23 protein-coding genes are annotated in these 20,995 nt (G+C 56.1%); 15 read left to right on the top strand and 8 right to left on the bottom strand.

Going from position 1 to position 20,995, the window contains the following annotated elements; all coding sequences use genetic code 11:
- Positions 1–93 precede the first annotated feature (93 nt).
- Positions 94–1,032, top strand: coding sequence for a prenyltransferase (locus tag ACPLPM_RS13630; protein ID WP_424357319.1), 939 nt, complete (start codon positions 94–96; stop codon positions 1,030–1,032).
- 123 nt (positions 1,033–1,155) lie between these two features.
- The gene (locus tag ACPLPM_RS13625) at positions 1,156–1,716 is read left to right on the top strand and encodes a hypothetical protein (protein WP_424357318.1); all 561 of its coding nucleotides are present in this window, start codon (positions 1,156–1,158) and stop codon (positions 1,714–1,716) included.
- 39 nt (positions 1,717–1,755) lie between these two features.
- Here ACPLPM_RS13625 and ACPLPM_RS13620 read toward each other — a convergent pair whose 3' ends face one another.
- Together ACPLPM_RS13620 and ACPLPM_RS13615 are read right to left on the bottom strand one after the other, a co-directional pair.
- Entirely contained in the window at positions 1,756–3,474 is a 1,719-nt protein-coding gene (locus ACPLPM_RS13620) for a glutamate--tRNA ligase (RefSeq protein ID WP_424357317.1), read from the bottom strand.
- Positions 3,475–3,590: 116 nt separating this feature from the next.
- Complete coding sequence (locus tag ACPLPM_RS13615; protein WP_424357316.1) at positions 3,591–3,815, bottom strand: hypothetical protein; 225 nt, start codon at positions 3,813–3,815, stop codon at positions 3,591–3,593.
- Between the two features lie 398 nt (positions 3,816–4,213).
- Between ACPLPM_RS13615 and ACPLPM_RS13610 the strand changes: the two genes are divergently transcribed.
- The gene (locus tag ACPLPM_RS13610; protein WP_424357315.1) at positions 4,214–6,658 is read left to right on the top strand and encodes a valine--tRNA ligase; all 2,445 of its coding nucleotides are present in this window, start codon (positions 4,214–4,216) and stop codon (positions 6,656–6,658) included.
- A gap of 17 nt (positions 6,659–6,675) precedes the next feature.
- Here the strand turns inward: ACPLPM_RS13610 and ACPLPM_RS13605 are convergent, their stop codons facing one another.
- Together ACPLPM_RS13605 and ACPLPM_RS13600 are read right to left on the bottom strand one after the other, a co-directional pair.
- Positions 6,676–7,176 carry a DUF6789 family protein gene (locus ACPLPM_RS13605; protein WP_424357314.1) on the bottom strand — a complete coding sequence of 167 codons (501 nt, stop codon included), beginning with the start codon at positions 7,174–7,176 and terminating at the stop codon, positions 6,676–6,678.
- Between the two features lie 289 nt (positions 7,177–7,465).
- Positions 7,466–8,074: a hypothetical protein gene (locus ACPLPM_RS13600; RefSeq protein ID WP_424357313.1), complete on the bottom strand. Its 609-nt coding sequence runs from the start codon at positions 8,072–8,074 to the stop codon at positions 7,466–7,468.
- 172 nt (positions 8,075–8,246) lie between these two features.
- Here ACPLPM_RS13600 and priS point away from each other — a divergent pair, with 172 nt between their 5' ends.
- Genes priS through ACPLPM_RS13565 form a run of 7 tightly spaced genes read left to right on the top strand, consistent with a single transcriptional unit; the run spans position 8,247 to position 12,316 of the window.
- The gene (priS, locus tag ACPLPM_RS13595; RefSeq protein WP_424357312.1) at positions 8,247–9,446 is read left to right on the top strand and encodes a DNA primase catalytic subunit PriS; all 1,200 of its coding nucleotides are present in this window, start codon (positions 8,247–8,249) and stop codon (positions 9,444–9,446) included.
- On the top strand, positions 9,436–10,065 hold the full coding sequence (locus tag ACPLPM_RS13590; protein WP_424357311.1) for a hypothetical protein: 630 nt from the start codon (positions 9,436–9,438) through the stop codon (positions 10,063–10,065). The genes priS and ACPLPM_RS13590 overlap by 11 nt, the downstream gene beginning before the upstream one ends.
- A gap of 32 nt (positions 10,066–10,097) precedes the next feature.
- Positions 10,098–10,379 carry a 50S ribosomal protein L44e gene (locus ACPLPM_RS13585; RefSeq protein WP_012037219.1) on the top strand — a complete coding sequence of 94 codons (282 nt, stop codon included), beginning with the start codon at positions 10,098–10,100 and terminating at the stop codon, positions 10,377–10,379.
- Between the two features lie 3 nt (positions 10,380–10,382).
- Positions 10,383–10,559 (top strand): 30S ribosomal protein S27e, encoded by a 177-nt coding sequence (locus tag ACPLPM_RS13580; RefSeq protein WP_424357310.1) that lies wholly within the window; start codon positions 10,383–10,385, stop codon positions 10,557–10,559.
- Positions 10,560–10,571: 12 nt separating this feature from the next.
- On the top strand, positions 10,572–11,378 hold the full coding sequence (locus tag ACPLPM_RS13575) for a translation initiation factor IF-2 subunit alpha (RefSeq protein ID WP_424357309.1): 807 nt from the start codon (positions 10,572–10,574) through the stop codon (positions 11,376–11,378).
- The gene (locus ACPLPM_RS13570) at positions 11,375–11,527 is read left to right on the top strand and encodes an RNA-protein complex protein Nop10 (protein ID WP_424357308.1); all 153 of its coding nucleotides are present in this window, start codon (positions 11,375–11,377) and stop codon (positions 11,525–11,527) included. Before ACPLPM_RS13575 ends, ACPLPM_RS13570 begins: the two co-directional genes overlap by 4 nt.
- A 24-nt stretch (positions 11,528–11,551) precedes the next feature.
- A complete protein-coding gene (locus ACPLPM_RS13565) occupies positions 11,552–12,316 on the top strand; it encodes a proteasome assembly chaperone family protein (RefSeq protein ID WP_424357307.1) in 765 nt (254 codons plus the stop codon).
- A 61-nt stretch (positions 12,317–12,377) separates the two neighbouring features.
- Here the strand turns inward: ACPLPM_RS13565 and ACPLPM_RS13560 are convergent, their stop codons facing one another.
- The 4 genes from ACPLPM_RS13560 to ACPLPM_RS13545 all read right to left on the bottom strand — a co-directional run bounded on the left by ACPLPM_RS13560 (position 12,378) and on the right by ACPLPM_RS13545 (position 15,210).
- Positions 12,378–12,572 carry a hypothetical protein gene (locus tag ACPLPM_RS13560; protein ID WP_424357306.1) on the bottom strand — a complete coding sequence of 65 codons (195 nt, stop codon included), beginning with the start codon at positions 12,570–12,572 and terminating at the stop codon, positions 12,378–12,380.
- Between the two features lie 339 nt (positions 12,573–12,911).
- On the bottom strand, positions 12,912–13,457 hold the full coding sequence (locus ACPLPM_RS13555) for a KH domain-containing protein (RefSeq protein WP_424357305.1): 546 nt from the start codon (positions 13,455–13,457) through the stop codon (positions 12,912–12,914).
- Positions 13,458–13,461: 4 nt separating this feature from the next.
- The gene (locus ACPLPM_RS13550; RefSeq protein ID WP_424357304.1) at positions 13,462–14,250 is read right to left on the bottom strand and encodes a serine protein kinase RIO; all 789 of its coding nucleotides are present in this window, start codon (positions 14,248–14,250) and stop codon (positions 13,462–13,464) included.
- Between the two features lie 24 nt (positions 14,251–14,274).
- Positions 14,275–15,210: an NAD-dependent epimerase/dehydratase family protein gene (locus tag ACPLPM_RS13545; protein ID WP_424357303.1), complete on the bottom strand. Its 936-nt coding sequence runs from the start codon at positions 15,208–15,210 to the stop codon at positions 14,275–14,277.
- A 167-nt stretch (positions 15,211–15,377) separates the two neighbouring features.
- Between ACPLPM_RS13545 and ACPLPM_RS13540 the strand changes: the two genes are divergently transcribed.
- The 5 genes from ACPLPM_RS13540 (at position 15,378) to ACPLPM_RS13520 (ending at position 20,869) form a co-directional block, all read left to right on the top strand.
- Entirely contained in the window at positions 15,378–16,658 is a 1,281-nt protein-coding gene (locus ACPLPM_RS13540; protein ID WP_424357302.1) for an Ig-like domain-containing protein, read from the top strand.
- Positions 16,655–17,842, top strand: coding sequence for a hypothetical protein (locus tag ACPLPM_RS13535; RefSeq protein WP_424357301.1), 1,188 nt, complete (start codon positions 16,655–16,657; stop codon positions 17,840–17,842). The genes ACPLPM_RS13540 and ACPLPM_RS13535 overlap by 4 nt, the downstream gene beginning before the upstream one ends.
- Entirely contained in the window at positions 17,842–18,816 is a 975-nt protein-coding gene (locus ACPLPM_RS13530; RefSeq protein WP_424357300.1) for an AAA family ATPase, read from the top strand. The genes ACPLPM_RS13535 and ACPLPM_RS13530 overlap by 1 nt, the downstream gene beginning before the upstream one ends.
- 12 nt (positions 18,817–18,828) lie before the next feature.
- Positions 18,829–20,157 carry a DUF58 domain-containing protein gene (locus ACPLPM_RS13525; protein ID WP_424357299.1) on the top strand — a complete coding sequence of 443 codons (1,329 nt, stop codon included), beginning with the start codon at positions 18,829–18,831 and terminating at the stop codon, positions 20,155–20,157.
- 64 nt (positions 20,158–20,221) lie between these two features.
- A complete protein-coding gene (locus ACPLPM_RS13520; protein ID WP_424357298.1) occupies positions 20,222–20,869 on the top strand; it encodes a hypothetical protein in 648 nt (215 codons plus the stop codon).
- Positions 20,870–20,995 lie beyond the last annotated feature (126 nt).

The following is a 20,995-nucleotide window of genomic DNA, read 5'->3' as shown; positions in this document are numbered from 1 at the left end:
TCTCCGATGGGCCAGCTAATGTTGATCTGCTTATGCTACCCATCTACCCGTAATCGATCGTTTTATATATGCCGACTATATGATAAGTGCTTTATGCTGTCGCGGCTGGGGGCCTGGGTCAAAGAGTTCAGGCTGGTCTTCCTGCTGTTCGCCGTTATACCCATGGCGACCGGCTCGATTGTGGCCTATAATTATTATCCCGGCCAGTTCAGCGTATCTTACTTCATCTTATCCCTGATCGCCATCGTGCTCCTGCACGCCGGGACCATCGCCTTCAACGATTTCTTCGACTACTGGACGGGGGCTGACCGGATCAATAAAGAGCGGACGCCCTTTACCGGCGGGACCGGGCTGCTGATCGACGGCACGCTGAAGCCGGCGCATGTCCTGGTTGCGGGAAGCCTCTGTTTCCTGCTGTGCATCACTATCGGGATGTACATCGTCCTCACCCGGAGCCCGATCGTGTTCCTGTTCGGAGTGGTGGGGGTGGGGCTGGGCGCTTTCTATACTGCGCCACCTCTCAAGCTGGCTTACCGGCTGCTGGGAGAGATCACGTGGTTTCTCTCCTTTCCGCTCACGGCTCTGGGCGCACTGTTCACCCAGGCGCCCCCTGCTTCGCTGGCCGCCCTCGGCGGAATGGCTGACGTTGTTGTTACGACAGTGGTCGTCATGCTTCCCGCAGCGTTTCTCGGCACTGCCGGCTTCTTTGTCCTGGAGTTTCCGGACTACAATGCGGACCGAGTGGCTAAAAAACTGGGTGTTGTAGTCCTGCTCGGCAAGCGCAAGACGATCTCCATGTATGTGCTGACTTGTGTACTGGCTTATCTTTCGATCATTGCTGCCGTGGCATTTCAGTATCTGCCGGTATCCGGGCTTACAGCGCTCATCACCATCCCCCTGTTCGGCTGGGTGTGGACGGGGCTGAAAAAATTCCTTGAAACCCCTGTCCGGCTGGTGCCTTACATCGTCGTAGGGGCCGGCGCAATCTATCTCTCCTGTGCTATAGTCATGGTGGCCCTGTTCTTCGGATAGTTCGGTTTTGGTATCCCGGATCTGGATTTTCGAAAATATAACCAAAATTATTTATCTTTCTGTGAATAACCCCTTTTTATTCAGGCATTATGCCTATCAACGGTATGTTATTGGGGTACTTATATGATGCAAGTGAAAGGTTCTGCAATCACGTCTTTACCTGCTTTTATCACTGAAAAGCACGGCCAGGCGGGGCTGACCCGGTGGATGGATTCGCTGTCTCCCGAAGGAAAGAAGATCTATGGCATGAAGGTGCTGGCTAACAACTGGTACTCGCTGAAAGATGCCATGCTCGACCCTACCGCAAAAGCCTGCGAGCTGTTTTACCGCGGGGATGTGAAAGGTGCCTGGGATATGGGCAGGTTTAGCGCGGACTACGGGTTGAACGGGATCTATAAGATATTTGTCAAGGTGGGGTCGCCGGAGTTCATCATCAAGCGGGGCAGCACGATCATCGCAGGCTATTATCAGCCCTGCAAGCTGGAAGTCGTGGAGACCGGGCCGAAGAACGTCGTGCTCCATCTCTCCCAGTTCCCTGAACTGACGCCTTTCCTGGAGGCCAGAATCTCGGGCTGGATCCAGCGGGCGCTGGAGATCAACGGGTGCAAGAGCGTCATGCCTAAGGTCACTAAATCGATCACTAAGGGCAGCCCGTTCACCGAGTTTAACATTACCTGGACTTAAAAAAGATATTTGGCATGGCCTCAGCCATGCCCTGATTTTTCACGGGTGGGTGTAGTAGGCTAATACGACACCATTTATGGTATCTATTCTCACGAAGGCGAAGCGCTCGAACTGAACTACGTTGTTCAGCTCGTTCCTGATGCCGCACTCTGCGACGCCGTGATATTCGCCCTCCGGGCCGACGACTCTTGTCGGGACGCCGCCCTCTCTGGTGACCCACTGGACGATTTTGGCGCCCTGCTTTAAAACCGAGAGATCATTACCGATGTAGTCGCCCGCCAGAGGCTCAGTGGCTGTAATCCGCACGTTGTACAGGTCCTTGAGCCTCAGGATGTCGCCAGGCTTGGCGTTGTCCGCATCAGACTTGGCGACGAGTATCTCCGGGTTCTCTCCTACACACATTTCCCTGAAGCCCCGCTTGTGGTCCTGGGGGTGCAGGGGTGCCTTGGCCGTCATTGCCGGAGCACCGTTGACCGTGAGCACGACCGGGTCGGGGACGAAGAAGTACCTGTTGACCTTCGGGTCTACGATCTTTCGGTTTTCGGCGTACAGCGTGTCCATGCTGAACTCGATGTCCGTCTCGGTGACGCCCATGTTGATCATGACGTTGCGGATCGCCTCGGGCTCGATGCCTCTCCGCTTTAACGCTGCAACAGTCGGCAGCTGCGGGTCATCCCAGCCCTTGTATTCGCCGGCTTCGATGCCCTTCTTCATCACGCTGGTGGAGAACTTGCCGAAGCCCAGCAGCCGGACTCTGCCCCAGTGGCTGACGTGGGGGTACTCCCAGCCGAGGTACCTGTAAATGTACTTCTGCTTGTCGGCGGTCTTCATCAGGTCCTTGCCTCTGATGATGTGGGTGACGTTGAGGAAGTGGTCTTCCATCGCGGACTCGAAGTCCAGCATCGGCCAGACCATGTACTTAGTGCCCGTTTTCGGGTGGGGCTCGGTGACGATGCGGAAGGCGACCCAGTCCCTCATGGCCGGATCCTTGTGGGCAATTTCGGTCTTGATGCGCAGCACTGCTTCCTTGCCTCCGTAGCCGCCGGCGAGCATCTTCTTCCACTTCTCCATGTTCTCTGCCGGCGAAGTCTCGCGGTGCGGGCAGGGCTTTCCAGCTTCCTTGAGGTCGTGGAAAACTTCGTTGTCGCACGTGCAAACATAGGCTTTGCCGAGGTCGATCAGCTTCTCCGCCTGCTCGTAGTACAGCGGTAGCCTATCCGAGGCGGCCACTACCTTGTCGGGCGGGCAGCCCAGCCAGTTTGCGTGTTCCACGTACCAGGTGTACGCTTCTACCATCGGCCTCTTGATCGACGGGTCTGTGTCGTCGAACCGCATGATGAAGACGCCGTCGTACATGCGGGCGTACTCGCTGTTAACGATGATGCCCCTGGCGTTGCCTAAAGACGGAGGGCCGTTAGGATTGGGGGCTATTCTTAAGGTCACTTTCTGGCCCGGCTTAAGCATCGACGTGTCGAGCTGTGGCAGGCCCCTCCTGACCTCCTTCTTCACGCTGAGCTCCTCGATGAGCTCCGGGGCGATCTCTGCCAGCTTCGCCTTGATCTCGTCCGGCGACATCCCGCCGATGTCGGCGAGGACTTTTTGCACGATTGGCATAAGCTCCTTCGCGTGCGGCTTCAGCTCAGGGTGAGTGCCGAGCAGCTTGCCCGTGACCGCTCCTGCCTGGGGGACAGAGCCGTGCTTATACGCGTTCTGGAGCGCGAACTTTTGAATGAGAATCTCGATGTCTTTCGTTTCCATGAAACAATGCTCCGATGACAGTACTGGCATACAGTATAACAAACTTCCTACTTATGATTTGCTCTGAGGACTAAAAAGAGTATAAAGAAAAAACGGGGACTTGTCCCCGTTCGGGCTTACCACCAGAGGGGCCAGCCGAAGCCGAGGCCGCCGAAGCCGAAGCCGAAGGGCCAGCCGAAGCCGAGGCCGAAACCGCGGAAGCCGAGACCGAAGCTCGAGGCGAAGGCCAGCGATCTGCTGAAGCCGAAGCCGAGGCCACCCCATCCGCCCCACCATGCGCTGGCCGGAAGGGCCAGTGCAGTAAATGCTGCCGCACCTGCTGCTACAAGTTTCTTAAACATGTATGCTATACCTCCTCTGATCACTAAATCGTGCAATATGGCTTTTAAGATTATCAGCGAATTAAGCAAAATACGGTTTATTGGAGCTGGAAATTGTTAAAGAGTCAAATATTGTGGTTAAAATGTAAAAATAAGCTGATTTTATGCCTGAGATGTGATATCATGCGGGTATTCCGGCCGGTTTTGCCTATTGATCAGTGGGTGATCTGGTCCAATCGTCGTTCTCCGCCCCCTGGCGCAGGAAAGGCTGACGGCTGCCGGTAAGTAATCTTTTTATAGTCAAAGCGAGTATTCTCCATACAAATTCCGGCTTGCATCAGCCGATTTTAGATCGTACCGATCTAAAATCGGGCCGATTTGCATTCAATAATCATAAAGAGGCGCCCGAGGCGTGTGACATGACCGAGCTAGCGAAGAAGTACGACCCGAAGGAGATTGAGCCGCGCATACAGAAGTTCTGGGAAGACAACAAGGTCTTCAAATTCGATCCCGACAGCAAGAAGCCTGTCTTCTCGATCGACACGCCCCCGCCGACCCTGTCGGGCTACATCCACATGGGCCACGTGTTCTCCTATTCTCAGGCGGAGTTCGTCGCCCGGTACCAGCGCATGAAGGGCTGTAACGTGTTCTACCCGATGGGCTTTGACGACAATGGCCTTCCCACCGAGAGGTACGTGGAAAAGAAGTACAAGGTCAACATCAAGGACATCGGCAGGGAAGAGTTTGTCAAGCTCTGCCTGCAGGAGACCGAGATCGGCGGCAAGAGCTACCGGAACATCTGGACCACCCTCGGCATCTCCGTCGACTGGAGCCTCCTCTACTCTACCATTAACAAGCGCTGCCAGCGCATTTCCCAGAGATCGTTTTTGGACGTCTATAAGACCGGCAGGGTCGAGCGGCGCAACGAGCCCGCCATCTGGTGCCCTCTCTGCCAGACCTCTCTGGCCCAGGCAGACGTCGAGGACTCGGAGGAAAAGCAGTCCTTCCTGAATACTATCAAGTTTACGGCGGCCGACACGGGCGAAGACCTGCTCATCGCCACGTCCAGGCCGGAGCTCATATCTTCGTGCGTCGCCCTCATCGTGAACCCGGACGATGCCCGCTACAAGAGCCTGGTTGGCAAGAAGGCGTTAACGCCGCTCTTCAAGGTTGAAGTGCCCATCATCTCTGACCGCAAGGTCGAGGTTGAGTTCGGTACCGGCCTGGTCATGGTCTGCACCTTCGGCGACAAGACCGACATTGACTGGTGGCGGGAGTACAACCTGCCCCTCAAGCTGTCCATCGGCCCCTCCGGCCGGATGAACGAGAACGCGGGCAAGTACCAGGGTATGACGCTGGCCCAGTGCCGCAAGGCCATCCTCGAAGACCTCAAAGAGGCAGGCCTGCTGCTGGAGCAGAAGCCCATCTCCCACGTGATGAACGTCCACGAGCGGTGCAGCACCCCGGTGGAGTACTACGTGACTCCGCAGTGGTTCATCCGCATCCTCGACCTGAAAGAGGAACTGCTAGCCCAGGGCTCGAAGCTCAACTGGTACCCCGAGCACATGAAGGTCAGGTACGACACCTGGATTCAGGGCTTGAAATGGGACTGGTGCATCTCCCGGCAGAGGTACTTCGGCGTGCCGTTCCCTGTCTGGTACTGCGCGAAGTGCGGCGAAGCCGTAGTCGCGGAAGACTCGCAGCTACCCGTCGACCCGCTGGTCGACAGGCCCCTGAAGCCCTGCCCGAAGTGCGGCTCCGCGGAGTTTGAGCCCGAGAAGGATGTTATGGACACGTGGGCAACCTCGTCCATCACTCCGCTGATCAACTCTAACTGGGGCGAGCCGAACTCGTATCTCGACCAGATCTACCCCATGAGCCTGCGGCCCCAGGCTCACGACATCATCAGGACCTGGCTGTTCTACACGGTCATCAAGAGCTACCTGCACACGGAAACTCTGCCCTGGCAGAACGTGATGATCTCCGGCCACGGCCTGGACGCGAACGGCAAGGCCATGCACAAGTCCAAGGGCAACATCATCGAGCCGCTGCCGGTCATCGCCAAGTACAGCGCAGACGCTCTCCGGTGGTGGGCTGCGTCGGCGAAGCTGGGCGACGACATGCCTTTCAAGGAGAAGGAAATCGTCTACGGCCAGAAGTTCCTGAACAAGCTGTGGAACGCGTCGAGGTTCTGCGCGATGCACCTTCAGGGCTTCAAGCCTGGCGATAAGGCTCAGCTCGAGCTGATCGACCACTGGATTCTCTCCAAGCTGAACAACGTCATCCGGGAGAGCACGGACAGCTTCGAGCGGTACGAGTACAGCAAGGCGAAGATGGCCGTCGAGCAGTTCTTCTGGGGCGACTTCTGCGACAACTACCTCGAGATGGTCAAGGACAGGCTCTACAGCAAAGACGAGGCAAAAGCGGCAAGCAGGGATGCTGCCCTTTACACCCTGTACACGGTCCTCCTCGACTCGCTGAAGCTGCTCGGGCCCTTCACTCCTCACGCTACTGAGGAGATCTACCAGTGCCTGTTCCGGGAGTCGCATGGCCCGGAGAGCCTGCATGTATCCGGCTGGCCGAAGGCCGAGGCCTGGTGGGATGATCAGGATGCCCTGAGGCTGGGCGATGCTGCCACAACCGTCGTCTCGGCGCTGAGGCAGTTCAAGAACGCGAATAACCTGGCCCAGAATGCCCCCCTCGTCCGGTTGACGATCGACGGCGACGCCGATGGCATCGTCAGAATGGAGCAGGTGCTGAAGGACACGATGAAAGTCGGTGAGATCGGCTACGCTCAGATAGAAAATCCGGACGCCGTCGCCACTGTCGCCGGAAAAGAGCTGAAGCTAAAGGTGGAGAAATAAAAAATTTTGAGGCCCCTTCAGGGCCTCACTACAGGTGCCCTGCCCGGGGCCGTGGTTCTCCTGGATACCCAGATGAACATGAGGCCCAGCAGTGCTCCCCAGATGACTGCGGCGATTAGCGACGAGATGATGCCCGCTGCGGTTTGCCCCGCTGTCACAGCTGTTCCTATGCCTACTACGATGGGTAGCAGAAGTCCGAAGATTACCCAGAGCACCAGGAAGAAGATGATGCCCTTTGTTATTGCGCTGGTGGTCGGAATGTTCTCGTAGATCGCTCCGAAGATCGCTCCCAGGATCAGCCCGACGATCGCCGTGAAGAGCAGGAACGTGATCATGGCCGTTATAGAGGCAGCCATGCCTCCAGCGGCGGGTAGAATTCCTCCGAAGACCGCGTTGATGTCCACGTACGACACCAGTGATGCAAGCCCAATAAGCGCAAGCAGGATCATGATCACACCGATGATGATGCCGGTGATGATGCCTGCGATCGCACCGTCTCCAATATCTCTAGCTGCCATTAGATACCTCCTTTATCGATTCTGTCTCAACGACTAATAACACAAATTTTTGCTTATTTTGCTTTTTTATGGCTAAAAAATCTCTATGTTTCCATTTCATAATGTTTGTCCGCATAAATAACAGGATTATGCTACGGCAAAATGCCAAAAAGCAAAAAGATGCCATCTTTTGAGGGCCGGGTGGATGAGTGGCCGACAGTACAGTTGTTCACTGCCTGGCGCGGCTGCTCTGGCTTATCGAGCAAACGCGGGGAACGAAAATAAAAAAAGGCCGGGACAAGTGTCCCGTTTAGTTCTTTCTCTGCATGATCGCTGCGGCTGCAACAATCATGCCTGCCAGGGCGATCAGCGTGACGAAACCGGGAGTTGCGGGGGTCGGCGTCGCGGTGGTCTGGGGTATGGTTACGTTGGCCGATGCGGGGACATCCGACGTTAAAGTCAGGTCATTAGGGGGCTGGTAGTACCCGGGAGCGTAGCCGATGATGTCTGCGTTGAGAATATCCTTGCTCTGCATGTTCACGACGTAGACCCTCGTGCCTTCCCTGTTGGGGTACTGGACAATCTGGGGTAAGCTCGGGCCTCTGCTCGTGTCGGCGATCGAGTCGGGCTTGACGTAGATCTGGTACAGGCCGTCATCTACTACGGGTATCCTGTACGTGCCGTCCGGGTTAGGGCTGGTCACGTTGGCGAAGCCGGTCTGGATGTTCACGGCGTAGATCGTGAGGTCGGAAACCGTCATAGTCTGGTTACCCTCGGTCACGTTTTCCGGGTAGCTGGACGCTGCCGGGAAGTCGATTTTTCCGCCGATTGTTCCTCCCGCTGCCATAGCTGACGCGGGGATGATGAAGAGCGCTGTTAAAAGAAGCCCTACCGTTAATGCCATTTTGGTAACTGCCAAGTATATCACCATATGATATGCATACTTTTGTAACCTACTTTTCCATTATCGGTAAATAACTTTTCGGTGCCGGTGCTGGAAAAATCACCTGTTCACACTCTGCCGGGTACTTTTTTTAAATGACTGGCAGCGGAGTAAAGATTTTATCCCTGACAGCTTATAGTCCTGTGCTATGAATGACCAGACAAGGGCTTTTCTGCGGGAGCGGTTCAGGGAATATTACAGCCGCAGCAAGGTCTTTGTACCTCCGGGGCTGGCACAGCGGGAGTGGGGATTCATCTTTCACGAGGAGTCTGCCGGGGTAGCCATGAGGCGCCACAAGGCTTTCAACACTGAAGGCGAACTGGCCGACTACCTGAGGAGCATGCCTCCCGCCCACGCCTACCACTCGGCCGCCTACTACAAACACCCTCAGGCCCCGACTATGCCTGAGAAGGACTGGATTGGCGCTGACCTCATCTTCGATCTGGACGCAGACCATCTTCCCGGTAAGTTCACTTCTTACGGGGGCATGCTGGAAAATGTCAAGAAAGAGATCATCCGGCTGATCGACGAGTTCCTCATCGACGATCTGGGGTTCAGGGAAAGAGACCTGAACATCGTCTTCTCCGGGGGCAGGGGCTACCACGTGCATGTCCGGGACGAGCGGGTGCGGTCTCTCAAGAGTCCGGAGCGGCGGGAGATTGTCGATTACCTGCTGGGGACGGGCCTCGAGCCTGACCGGATGTTCATCCGCACCAACCAGCGGATCGATACCGGCACTTCCTCGATCGCAGGCGTATGGCTTATCCGGGGCTACGACAGCGTGCCGAGCGGATGGGACCAGAGGGTGGCCCGGTACATCGTCGAAAAGCTGGAGCAGATCGGCAGGCTGCCCGACAAGGAAGCGAAGGAAGCTCTGAGGGCGTTTAGCCTGGAGTCGAAAGACGTGAAGCGAATTCTCCTCGTGGCGAGAGATCCGGCCCAGCTGGTGAAAATCCGGGAAAAGGGCCTGATCGAGCTGTCCGGTAATCTCGAAGGCTTTTTCCGCAGCATACTCGCGGGCACGATCGACCAGTTCAAGGTTGACATCGCCGGCAAGACTGACGAACCTGTCACTGCTGATATCAAAAGACTTATACGTCTGCCCGGCTCCATACACGGCGGGTCATCTTTCAGGGTCACGCCCCTCACCCGGGCGCAGTTAGAAAGCTTTAATCCCTTGGAGGATGCCATTATCTTTAGCGACGACCCGGTCAGGGTGCTGGTAACCCGTCCGGCCGAAGTAGAGATGAAGGGTAAGATCTACCGCGTCTCGGAAGGCGTAGGCCGGCTGCCGGAGAATGTCGCTATGTTCCTGATGTGCCGCGGGAGTGCGGATTATGAACCTTGAAGACCTGGCGAACCGGCTGGCGCTCGAGCGCGAAAGTGATCGTCTGCAGGAGCTGGACGAGTCTTTCTACGATCAGGCGGCCAGCTACGTTAAAAATATGGAAGAAGCCCGCCAGGAAGCCTCTGACTACAAGGAGCTGGCAATGATCGACGACGAGATCAAGAACGCCCGCATCCTGGTCGAGGGTGTCTTCGACAGGCGCATGAGTAAGATTACCCAGTATGCCGCCATCTGTGCAGCCGGAACCAAGATTAACCTGGACGGCCTCACCCGGGCTGAGAAAGACGTTTTTGACGCGCTGGTCAAAGCCCTTGAGCGCGGGCGGGAAGAGATCCTGATGCCTGCGCTGGAGGTCCGCTCGACCAGAAACGTTGCGAAAAATATATTAGGTGGGGCAACCACAAAGGAACAGCCTATCGAAAGTTCTTTATCCTTGAATAAAGATGTAGGCCAAGAAGTCATGATGGTAAAAGTGCTCCGGGACGTACCTCGGTTTGTGGGCGTCGACGGGAGACAGTACCAGTTATCGGGCGAAGATGTGGTCGTCCTTCCAAAGGCGAACGCCCTGGTGTTATGTAACAAAAACATAGCAATACCACTTCAAAACCAGCAAGGATAGGGATAAACAGTATAAGCAAAGGTGTGATTATTATGAAGATGCCAAAGAAAATGAGGACCTACTGTCCTTTCTGTAAGACTCACCAGGAGCACGAGGTGGAGCGTGTCAAGAAAGGCCGCGCATCCATGCTCACCAGGATCGAAAGGCAGAAGAGGCGTTCGTTCGGTATCGGTAACCGTGGTAAGTTCTCCAAGGTGCCCGGTGGCGACAAGCCCACCAAGCGTGTGAACCTCAGGTACAGGTGCCTGAAGTGCAAGAAGGCCCACCAGAGGGCATGCTTCAAGGCCCAGAAGTTCGATCTCGTGGAGGAATAAACCATGGACGCACCCAAATCCAAGTTCTTGAAAGTCAAGTGCAATGACTGCTCGAACGAGCAGATCATCTTCGGCAGCGCCAGCAGCAAAGTGGACTGCGCAGTATGCGGACGGACCCTTGCAGAGCCCAGGGGCGGCAAGGCAGTCGTCAAGTCCCAGATCCTCGAAGTACTGGAATGAGGTTTTAGAGCTATGGTAAAAGGATGGCCCAACCCCGGTGAACTGGTAGTCTGCACGGTGACGAAGGTAGTTGACTTTGGCGCTTTCGTCGCGCTGGACGAGTACGATAATAAGGAAGGGCTCATCCACATCTCTGAAGTGGCATCTGGCTGGGTCAAGTACATTCGTGACCACGTCAGGGAAGGCCAGAAGATCGTATGCAAAGTGCTCGATGTCAACCCCAAGAGGGGTCACATCGACCTGTCGTTCAAGGATGTCAACGAACACCAGCGGCGGGAAACTATCCAGCTCTGGAAGAACGACCAGAAAGCCTTAAAGTGGCTGCAGTTCGTGGCTGAGGAGACCAAGCTCCAGCCGAAAGAATTGGAGGATCTGGAAGACCACATCCGGGAAGAGTTCGGCAACCTCTACGCCGTCTTCGAAGAAGTGGTGCAGAGCGGCGGACCGCAAGGCCTGGTCAAGGCTGGCATTCCGCAGAACATCGCCGAGTCGATCAACCGCATCGCTGGCGAGAACGTCAAAGTTCCGTCCGTCGATATCGCCGGTTACGTCGACCTGCTCTGTCCGACTTCCAACGGCGTCGAGATCATCAAGAAGGCACTGAAAGCTGCCGGCTCCATTGACGGCGGCGAAGGTGTTACCGTCGATGTCTCCTACGTCGGCGCACCGAGATACCGCATTCACGTGATAGCGCCCGACTACAAGAAGGCTGAAAAGGTCCTGACCTCGGCGGCCAAGGCAGCTATCGACTTCGTGAAAAAGCACGAAGGTGAAGGCGAGTACCACCGGCACATGGAAGAGGCCAAGTCAATCTCATGAAGACCAAGATGAAAAAATGCGAGCGCTGTGGCAGGTATACCCTAAAGGATACTTGCGAGTGCGGCGGCAAAGCCGTCAACCCGGTGCCCGCCCGTTTTTCTCCGCTCGATCCCTACGGCAAATATCGCCGTAGAGGAGCGAAATTTTAACATCTTTTTTAACGAGGTATTCTTATGATCGAGACCACCGTTGTTGAGTATCGGGAAATCGCAACCGAAAGCCCGGTAATGATCGTGGGCCTGCCCGGAATCGGGCTTGTCGGCAAGCTTGTAGCCGACCACCTGATCATCGAGCTGAAGGCCGAAAAGTTCATGGAGATATTCTCTCCGAACCTGCCTCCGCAGGTCAACGTGAACCCGGATGGGACGATCAAGCTGGTCAGCAACGAGCTGTACTTCTACAAGGGTAACGAGACTACCCCTGACATGATTATCCTTGTCGGCGATCACCAGAGCGTAACCAACGAAGGGCACTACGAGCTGGCAGGCATCTACCTCGACATCGCCGAAAGGTACAAAGTCCGCCGGATTTACACGCTGGGCGGCTACGGCACCGGTAAGCTGATTGAGACACCTCACGTGCTCTACGCGACCAACAAGCCGGACATCATCGAGGAAGTGAAATCCTACGGGGCCATCTTCAACGAAGGCGAGCTGTCGGGTGGTATCATCGGCGCATCCGGGCTGATTCTCGGGCTGGGCGAGCTCAGGGGTATGGAGTGCGTTTGCTTCATGGGCGAAACCTCCGGCTATCTCGTGGATCCCAAGAGTGCTCAGGCCGTCACGACTGTGCTGTGCAAGGCGCTGAACATCGAGATCGACACAAAGGAACTCGAGGCGCGAGCGCAGGAGATCGAGAAGATCATCACCAAGATCAAGGAAATGGAGCAGTCCCAGATTCCCAAGGACTTTGCTGCAGAAGATAAGTATATCGGATAATATTAGGCCAGCCCGATCATCCGGGCGGCTGATTTTAAAAAAGGCCAGAGGTCCCTCTGCCTTATTTCTGATCCAGGCTTCCAATCCTCTTATGGATCTCGTTAAGCTTCTTCTGGGAGAGGTCCACTTTTTCCTTCAGCTTATTGACCTCATCTTTCTCCAGGCTGACTTTGACCACTGTCAGGAAGATGATTGTCACCAGTAAGAACCATACGATTGCGACCATGAACAGTGCCATCTCAATACTAATTTCCATGTCGACACCCTTTTTCAATACAGGTTTTATCGCTTCTCGGTCATATGGTTTTTGCTTGGACAGACCGTGTAATTACAAATTTATATGCTATTTCGATGAAATCTCGTTAAATTTTCCGAATTTTCTTCTTTACTCCGCTATGAACACTGGAAAATTTAAGGATTCTTTAATACATCTATTTCTTGATATATAATAACCAGCTTATACTGCCAGACATGGAGGTGAAATAGATGTGCGACACCTGCGGCTGTGGCAAGAAGCCTAAGTAAAACTTTTAAAGTGTTGTCCTGTGGCCACCGGTTAGTCGGTGGCCAACTATGGAACAAAAACGATGTTTTTCTACTGAATCGAGTCAAACTGGGACTGCTTGAGTTCCCTGCGGCGGCGTTCCAGGTAGCCGTATACCGCTCCGTGGGGGGCGCCGTCGATGAGCATGTCCAGCGCTGTCCGGACGGTCATGATCTGTTCGGCATCTCCGATGATGCTGATCGTCTTGCCATAGACGGATATTTTGGCGCCGGTCATGGACTCGATGATCTCCCGGGTCTTTCCGCCCCGGCCTATGATCCGGCCTTTTATCCTCATGAGGTCGGAAGGAGCATCGCTGATCTTGGAGAGGTCCATCAGATCGAGGATCAGGTCTTCGACGTCCAGGAGCTTGAGGGCCTTTTCGGGGCTGAAGCCTCTGGCTATTGCCTTTATTGTCTCGCTGGCCTTCAGCGCCTTGAACGGGTCGCCTTCCTCGGAGTCGATGACTACTGTTCCGGACTCGCTGTCGACCTCGATGTGCGCGCCGGATTTCTTCTCCAGTAGTTCTTTGATCTTACCCTCTACGCCTATGATCGCTCCGATCCGGTCCTGGGGGACTTTGATGTGCTCTTGCATGATATCACTTCTTAGTCGTTATCTCAGCCAGGAGGCTGTCCTCGTCGCACTTGACGCCAAGCTTATTAAAATACCGTACGACATTTTTGACATCGCGCTGCAGGAACTCCCGAGACATTGGATGATCAAGCAACACGGATTGGCCCATATCAATTATTACTGGTTCATCTTCATATAGAAGTATGTTGAACTCACTCAGGTCCGAATGAACCAGTTTTGCTTCCTGGTAAAGCGCTACCATATAACTGACGATGGTTCGATAAATATGTTCCGGCTCCTCGAGTTTTACGTCTCGCAGCCGCGGCGCTGGTATGCCGTCCTTACCGATGAACTCCATGATCAGGATATTCCTGTCTGCCTCCATGGGCGCCGGTACCCTCACGCCAGCTTCCGCCGCGCGCTGGAGGTTTCTGAACTCTTTCTGGGTCCACGCGAAGATGATTCCCTTCTGCGTATGCTTGATGTTGGCGAACCTGGGGTCGCCCAGCATGTAATCTTCCATCTTCCGGAAATCGCTGGTAGCAATACGGTAGATCTTGATCGCGATCTCCCGGTCCTCTGCCCCGATCGCGTGGAAGACGTTTCCCTCTTTGCCGGTGGACACGACGCCGCCCATGGCCTTGATGATACCTTTGTTGGCAAAGGTGTAAAGGGCTTTCAGGGTAGCGGTGTCAAAAACCTCGCTCCGGAGCTTGAGGTCTTCCGAATCCTTGATCTTGGTGCGGTAAGCGTCGATCTTTTCGTCTATCTGCTTCTCCTTCTTGCTTGGCCTGTCCTTCTTATTTTGTTCCACGATTACACCTCGCGTAGCCCTCTCTCACTCAGAGAGCAACTCTTTCACACAGAGCCGTACGCTCTCTTCAGAGTTGTGGACGGGCTTCCAGCCCAGGGCTTTCAGCTTTGCTATCGAAAGCGTCATGAAGGGCACGTCTCCCTTCCATCCGCGGTCTCCTCCGGTGTACTCGAACTCCACGCTCTGCAGTCCCATCTCAGAAGCGACCGTTCTGGCGATGCCAGTAACATCGAACCGGTCATCCGAGCCTATGTTAAATATGTTTACCGGGGCATTGGAGTTTCTCACCGCAAAGAGCATTCCATCCACGCAGTCGCTGATGTGCAGGTAAGACTTCGACTGCCGGCCGTTGCCGAGGATGGTCAGCCTGGCCGGATTGGCCCTGAGGCGGCCGATGAAATCAAAGATGACGCCGTGGGTGCCTCTGCTGCCGATGATATTGGCAAACCTGTAAATCCACGACTGCATGTCGAACGTGTGGCAGTAAGAGCTGATCAGCGCCTCGCAAGCGAGCTTCGAAGCGCCGTACAGTGATATCGGCATCAGCGGGCCGTAGTCTTCCGGCGTCGGCACTACGGTGGCTTCGCCGTACACAGTGGAAGTGGAGGTGAACGCGATCTTCTTGACACCTGCCGCCCTCATCGATTCCAGGACATTGAAGGTGACCACGATGTTCTGGGTCAGCGGCGTCCTGGTATCCGTTACGCCGGAGCGCACATCTGGATTCGCCGCTAAATGGTAGACCATGTCTGCACCGGCAAAGGCGCTGCTGATCAGGCCGTCTTTGGAAAGGTCCTCGTTGACGAACGAAAATCCGGGCTTATCCATGTGGTGCTCGATAAACCGGAGCTTTCCCCCGGACAGGTTATCCACGACGGTGACCTCGTTGCCTTCCGAGAGGAGGCGATCCGTGAGGTGACTTCCGATAAAACCGGCACCGCCGGTGACAATGCACTTCATGATCTACCAATAGCCTGCGATAAGTAATAAAAAGTTATTGTTCGCCTGTCTGCACTAAACTTCTACCTGCTCCGGGCGAGCTGGCGCCTGACCGGTAAAGATAATACTCGGTTCGCCATATGTAACTGAAAGGGCGGGGGCTGGTCCTTGACCAGCATACGGGTAGCATGAAGGAAACAGGGAAGCTTGCGGCAATACTGATCATTGTCTTAGTGGCGACGACACTGCTCGGGGCTTCCTTTCAGCTGATCGATGTCCGGGTACAGATGCCCGGATTCGGATCGCTGCTCAGCCCTGACAATGTCGGCGAGCGCAGCCCGGGCAGCGCAGGTGCGGGCACGAACAGCGGTGGCGAGCCCGGAAGCTCCGGCTCAGCCGGCCACGATGCGCTTCCTGACGGCGCATCTACCCCGGAACCCGATGTTCCCGTGACGGCGGGGCAGCCTGTTGCAGGCCCCGAAAAGATCGAAACTCTCCTGGACCTTGAACTGCCTGCAGAGGCTCTTGCAGGCGATGAGTTCCAGGTCAGCACAGTGCTCGTGGAGAACGCTTCGGGCAAGCCGCTGGCAGGCATACCTATCACGATCGGTACGGGCCTTTTCTCTACCTGCGTCGTCACTGACGAACAGGGCCGGGGGAGGGCTAACGTCTCGTTTTCTTCTGCGGGTAACCACACGGTGATGGCGACCTTTGGCGGTAATGCCGGATTCACCGGCAGCTCGGCAGCCAGAGAAGTGACTGTCACGGAAAAACCCTTATACGACTGGCTCTCCGGGCTGGTTTTACCGATCGTGCTCGCCGTCATTGCAACTATCGCCTTAACAATCCTCATCGTGGCAGCCTGCCTGATTCTCGGGAAAGTCCGCAAGCCCCGGGGCGACAGGGTGCCGGTAGTTCAGGCCCGGACTGCAGACCGCCCGGTCCAGGGGCCGGAAACCGGGTACAGGATCGAGTTCGAAGGCATCGAAAGCCCGCTGCCGGCGGTCTGGGGAGTCGGGGAGCCGCTGCACATCAGACTGATCGGGCCTGAGAACTGCCATACCACGCTCGGGCTTTTCGTGGATGGAGAGCAGATCGACGAAGTCCGGATAGAGGCCGGGGCCGGTTTTTCCTCGGTGCTGCCCGGCAAAGGCGAACATCTACTTACAGTCAAGGCCGACTCCGAAGTCCTCGCGGCATCTACAGTCCGAATTGTAGATTACCGGGAAGAGATCGTCCGCCTTTTCAACAGCTTCTACGCTTCCGTCAGGGCGCAGTCGGAGACACTTCCCGGCGACGCCACGCCCCGGGAAATGCAGTGGGCGATCTCTGCCCGGCTTTCCCGGGAGCACCAGGGCAGCCTGGATCGGGCGGTATCGACGTTCGAGATCGCTAACTATAGCACGCATACAGTGGGACGCAAAGAGTATGTCACATCTTACATCTCTGTGCAGGAGCTGAAAATATGACCGAAGAAAAAAGCCGGATAGAAACAGCAGAGATTACTACAAGCACTCTTAAAAACCTCGTCGTCTACCTTGCAGCGTACGCTGTCCCGGCCATACTTCTGACCATTACGATCGGCCCTCTAAGTGTGGTTCCGGGGCTGTCGGGCTGGCTGTCCTTTCTATACCTGCCGGGAATCGTCGCAATTCTTCTGCTCTTCATATCGTCCGCAGCAGGGCTGGTCCTCGCCGGGCGGATGGCCGGCCCGATCTCTCGATCTTTATTAATCCTGGCCATGACCTGTTTCGTCGCAACTGCCACGTTCACCCAGGGCGCACTTCCCGGGCTCAGTAGCCTGGCCCTACCCCTGTTCTTCACGGGGGCTGCCTTTGCCCTGACTGTTGTTGCGGCCTCCGTCTCGGATCAGGCAAAGACGCTGTTTTTAACCATACTGACAATTGCAGCAGGTATTCTTACGCTGGTCACGCCTGCCGCGATGGGATTGCCAGATGGCGTCCCCGTCGGGTGGATGCTGTTTGCCGGTTTCATCGTCGCAGCCCTGGCGTTACTACTGAGGCTGCTGCAGGGCCACAGTAGCGAATACCTGGCCGTTATAGGGGACTATTTCAGCCGCCCGGAAATACCCTGGGTCATAGGGGCACTGTGCACCCTGCTTCTCGGGTATAACCAGTACCTACGGCCTATCTTAGTAGCTGCTATGCCTCTGGGCATATCTGCGCTGGAATGGGGCGTCGTCCTAATCGTGCTAATCTCGGCAGGCTTCCGGACGCTCGGGTTTGTCAGGTCCGTGAGCCAGGCCAGGAAACCTGGCGATCTGCAATCGCTGGTGCAGCGTATCGCATACGATCGGAGCAGTATCGAATCGGCGCATGCTGCGGTAGAACGCTTCGTCGAAGGCGGAAAAAAGGAGGGCTTGATCATATACGTCACAACGGTCATGCTGGAAAATAAAACCCCTCCTGAAGTCATCGAGGGCGTCCTCGCGGAGCTGGTCGGCTACTCTGACAAGCCCGAGCCGGCTGTCGCCTTTAAATGGGCAACGGGGGACGTTGCAGAAAAGAACCGGGCCGGAAGGCTGGCCCTGGCAGGTAAGCTTGTGTCGACCGTCTCGGCTGCGATCGGCCAGAGCTCCATCACCGAAGAACCGATAGCAGTCAACGTTAGAGATCACTCAGGTGGGATGTAATGGATCTTAGAGAATTTAGGGAGCTATCCGACAGGATAGTCGATACCGTAGGGGATGTTTTTGTCGGCGAGCGGCTGATCGTGCAGAAGTTGCTGGCGGCAGCGCTGGCTAACGGGCACGTGCTATTTGAGGACTATCCTGGGCTGGGCAAGACCCTGCTCGTCAAAAACTTCGCCCGCACGACGGGGTGCGACTGGGGCAGAGTCCAGTTTACGCCTGACCTGATGCCTTCGGACATCACCGGCACCCGGGTGTGGAAAGGCCCGCAGGCAGGCTTCTCTTTCGAGAAAGGCCCTCTCTTCACCAACATCCTCCTCGCGGACGAGATCAACCGGTCCCCGCCGAAGACCCAGTCGGCCCTCCTCGAGGCCATGGAAGAACGGCAGGTGACCGTGGACGGTGTCCTGCACCAGCTGAAGCCGCCCTTCTTCGTCATCGCGACGCAAAACCCCATCGAGCTGGAAGGCACATTTTCGCTGCCGGAGGCCCAGCTCGACCGGTTCATGCTGAAGATGTCCACTGGATATGTGCAGACACTGGAGCTGGAAAGCGAGATTCTCCGCAGGCGGATCAAGTGGAAGACAGACGACCCCCGGAATATCGTCAGCCCCGCCGTCGATCAGGAGACTTTCATCCGCATGCAGAACCTGGTAGAAGATATGGTATACGCGGACGATCAGATTATAGACTACGTCAGCCGCATTGTCCGGGCTACCAGGGAGCATCCGGCGGTCGAGGTCGGCTCGAGCCCGAGAGGCGCTCTCTCCCTGCTCAAGGTGTCCAGATCGATGGCCGCCATGTGTGGCAGAGACTTCGTCACGCCGGACGACGTAAAGCTGTTCGTCCGGGAAGCGCTGGGGCACCGCATCCTGCTGAAGATCGAGTACGAGATCGAGGGCAAAGTGACGCCGGAGAGCATCGTATCCGAAATCGTGTCGGGGATCGAGCCTCCCCGGGACTTCATGAGGAAATAAACCGGAGAGCGCATGTTTTCCTGGCTGACGTACCGGACTGTAGCCTTCTTCCTCCTGCTTTTGCTTGCCGGAGTAGCCATGGCGAACATGATCTTCGTCTATCTCTCCCTTATAGTACTATTTTACCTGGTCCTGTCGACATCGCTCAATAAGCCGTCCGGTATCACTATCCCGGAAACGGGATCTCAATCTGCGTGGAGCGGAGACACGATAACGATCCGGCACCCTGCCATTGTAGAGAACGGCCTGGGCATAGTGGTAGTATCCGACGAGCTGCCGGGGCATTTCAGCCTCGCCGGAGGCAACAACTACCATGTATACGCAAAAGGGTTCGGCCGTCTCGAAGTACCTATCGAATACTCCCTCGTCTGCACGAGGCGGGGAGTCTACCAGGTCCCGGTTGCCGCTATCGAATCGATACACTTCTCGGGGCTGGAGCAGACCGAAAGCAAACCTGGTGTTAGTACCATGCAGCTCACCGTCAGGCCCCGGCCAGCCAGCATTCGCAGGATACCGGAGTCTACCATCTCTTCCATGCTACCTCTGCCGCTGGACGCAAAGTGCCGGACCGGCATGAAGCTGACCGATTTTCGGGAAATTCGCCAGTATACTCCCGGCGATCCCTACCATTCCATTAACTGGAGGGCGACGGCCAGGGTCATGCAAGCCCCGGACACCGCCCCCCTGGTCAACGACTTTGAGAAAGAAGGCCGAAAAACCGCCTGGATTTTCCTCGATGCGAGGGAATGGATGAAGGCCGGCTCAACCGTAGAAAACGCGTTCGAGTACGCAGTCCAGGCAGCCCTGGGCATATCCCGGTTCTACCTGTCCCGGGAATGCCGGGTGGGTATCTCTTTTTACAACTGCAACGAACCGGTGTTGCCCGACACCGGGCGGAGGCAGTCCTACCTGATCGCCCGGCGGCTGGTGGAAGTGGAAGTCCTGGCAGTCTCCCCGGATACCGGGACGCCGCCCACTCTGACAGGGGCCGTAGAGTCCGTCAGAGGACACCTTGCCGGCGCCAGCCCGCTTTTCATCGTCATCACCATGATCGAGCCCCGGAACGCCTCCGATCTCGCCGGAGGCATTCGATCGATGCGGAAGTTTGCCCCGGGGAGAGACGCTTCTCCTTCGGTGATGGTCCTCGATATTCAGGGCCACAGCCTCTCGGTTAGGGGGGAAGTAGAGCAGGTCAGCGCAGCCCTGGTCGATCTCCGCAACGCGAGCCCTGTCAGGGCCATCCGAAAGACTGGGGCGCTTGTAGTACCATGGAACCCACAGTCTCATAGCCTGCTCCAGATCATGACCTTCGGGCTGAAGCGAAAAATGAGGGGGAACTAAAGATATGAGTAAAATATCAGGTTCACCCGCAGAGATTTCTTCCAGGGTCTCCGAACATATCTCGATGGCTGGTGTAGCGGATGTCGCTCTGGCGGGCGTCATCTTGTTAATTTCGTTGTACACGTTCGTCTCAAACGACTTCTGCGCATACCTCTCCGGCACATTAGCATTCATCCCCGGAAACATCTTTTCGCTGATCGGATGCGCTCTCATCTCTGCCATCCTTCTCGGGCGTATCCTGGGGACGGGCAGCGGGAACGTGATCTGCCTCGGATGGGCGCTGTACCTTCCCTCTGTCCTTTACTTTTCCAGGCTCGACCTGCTCAGCCTCCTTATCCCCGGGGGTTTCAGGGTTTTCTCGAGCAGCCTGCCGGCGCCAGTTATCCTCGTCGCTGGAATTGGGCTGACATTATGTACTCTCGCCCACGGTTCGGTAGCGGAGATGACTGTCCTCCGGTCGGGCTTTCTTGCCCGGGGTGCCGATCGGGGCGAAGTTGAAACGGCCATCCGGAAAAACATGTTTCCGGTAGCCCTGATCCTAATGGCGGCTCTGGGACTGTCCGCTACCGTGGCTGTGGCGACGGGGCTCCTTGGTCCTCTCGTGGCCAGGATAGCTGCCGGAAGTTCGCTACACCTGGTTTTCCTCGCAGGGGGCACGCTCCTCTTCGCTCTGCTGATCCTGGTCCGCCTGTGGTCCAAAAAGGCAGGATAAACGATCCGTAGCTGTAGTTGTGAGATCCCTGCTGGCGGCGTCCTGCTCAATAAAAATTATATGCCACTCATTTTATATTCTTATAAGAAAACAGCTCTAAATCAGGATACGAGAGAGATCAGGACA

Origin of the sequence: Methanocella sp. MCL-LM (genome assembly GCF_049676595.1) — an archaeon.
In the GTDB taxonomy this organism is placed as follows: Archaea; Halobacteriota; Methanocellia; order Methanocellales; family Methanocellaceae; genus Methanocella_A.
Note: the sequence above shows the minus strand (reverse complement) of the source record. Positions and strands in the feature narration are given on the sequence as shown.

What these genes read in the sequence shown, in the direction of transcription:
- ACPLPM_RS13630 (WP_424357319.1), top strand. Translation starts at nt 94, where the DNA reads ATGCTGTCGCGGCTGGGGGCCTGGGTCAAAGAGTTCAGGCTGGTCTTC.
- ACPLPM_RS13625 (WP_424357318.1), top strand. Translation starts at nt 1,156, where the DNA reads ATGATGCAAGTGAAAGGTTCTGCAATCACGTCTTTACCTGCTTTTATC.
- ACPLPM_RS13620 (WP_424357317.1), bottom strand. Translation starts at nt 3,474, where the DNA reads ATGGAAACGAAAGACATCGAGATTCTCATTCAAAAGTTCGCGCTCCAG.
- ACPLPM_RS13615 (WP_424357316.1), bottom strand. Translation starts at nt 3,815, where the DNA reads ATGTTTAAGAAACTTGTAGCAGCAGGTGCGGCAGCATTTACTGCACTG.
- ACPLPM_RS13610 (WP_424357315.1), top strand. Translation starts at nt 4,214, where the DNA reads ATGACCGAGCTAGCGAAGAAGTACGACCCGAAGGAGATTGAGCCGCGC.
- ACPLPM_RS13605 (WP_424357314.1), bottom strand. Translation starts at nt 7,176, where the DNA reads ATGGCAGCTAGAGATATTGGAGACGGTGCGATCGCAGGCATCATCACC.
- priS (WP_424357312.1), top strand. Translation starts at nt 8,247, where the DNA reads ATGAATGACCAGACAAGGGCTTTTCTGCGGGAGCGGTTCAGGGAATAT.
- ACPLPM_RS13590 (WP_424357311.1), top strand. Translation starts at nt 9,436, where the DNA reads ATGAACCTTGAAGACCTGGCGAACCGGCTGGCGCTCGAGCGCGAAAGT.
- ACPLPM_RS13585 (WP_012037219.1), top strand. Translation starts at nt 10,098, where the DNA reads ATGAAGATGCCAAAGAAAATGAGGACCTACTGTCCTTTCTGTAAGACT.
- ACPLPM_RS13580 (WP_424357310.1), top strand. Translation starts at nt 10,383, where the DNA reads ATGGACGCACCCAAATCCAAGTTCTTGAAAGTCAAGTGCAATGACTGC.
- ACPLPM_RS13575 (WP_424357309.1), top strand. Translation starts at nt 10,572, where the DNA reads ATGGTAAAAGGATGGCCCAACCCCGGTGAACTGGTAGTCTGCACGGTG.
- ACPLPM_RS13570 (WP_424357308.1), top strand. Translation starts at nt 11,375, where the DNA reads ATGAAGACCAAGATGAAAAAATGCGAGCGCTGTGGCAGGTATACCCTA.
- ACPLPM_RS13565 (WP_424357307.1), top strand. Translation starts at nt 11,552, where the DNA reads ATGATCGAGACCACCGTTGTTGAGTATCGGGAAATCGCAACCGAAAGC.
- ACPLPM_RS13560 (WP_424357306.1), bottom strand. Translation starts at nt 12,572, where the DNA reads ATGGAAATTAGTATTGAGATGGCACTGTTCATGGTCGCAATCGTATGG.
- ACPLPM_RS13555 (WP_424357305.1), bottom strand. Translation starts at nt 13,457, where the DNA reads ATGCAAGAGCACATCAAAGTCCCCCAGGACCGGATCGGAGCGATCATA.
- ACPLPM_RS13545 (WP_424357303.1), bottom strand. Translation starts at nt 15,210, where the DNA reads ATGAAGTGCATTGTCACCGGCGGTGCCGGTTTTATCGGAAGTCACCTC.
- ACPLPM_RS13540 (WP_424357302.1), top strand. Translation starts at nt 15,378, where the DNA reads ATGAAGGAAACAGGGAAGCTTGCGGCAATACTGATCATTGTCTTAGTG.
- ACPLPM_RS13535 (WP_424357301.1), top strand. Translation starts at nt 16,655, where the DNA reads ATGACCGAAGAAAAAAGCCGGATAGAAACAGCAGAGATTACTACAAGC.
- ACPLPM_RS13530 (WP_424357300.1), top strand. Translation starts at nt 17,842, where the DNA reads ATGGATCTTAGAGAATTTAGGGAGCTATCCGACAGGATAGTCGATACC.
- ACPLPM_RS13525 (WP_424357299.1), top strand. Translation starts at nt 18,829, where the DNA reads ATGTTTTCCTGGCTGACGTACCGGACTGTAGCCTTCTTCCTCCTGCTT.
- ACPLPM_RS13520 (WP_424357298.1), top strand. Translation starts at nt 20,222, where the DNA reads ATGGCTGGTGTAGCGGATGTCGCTCTGGCGGGCGTCATCTTGTTAATT.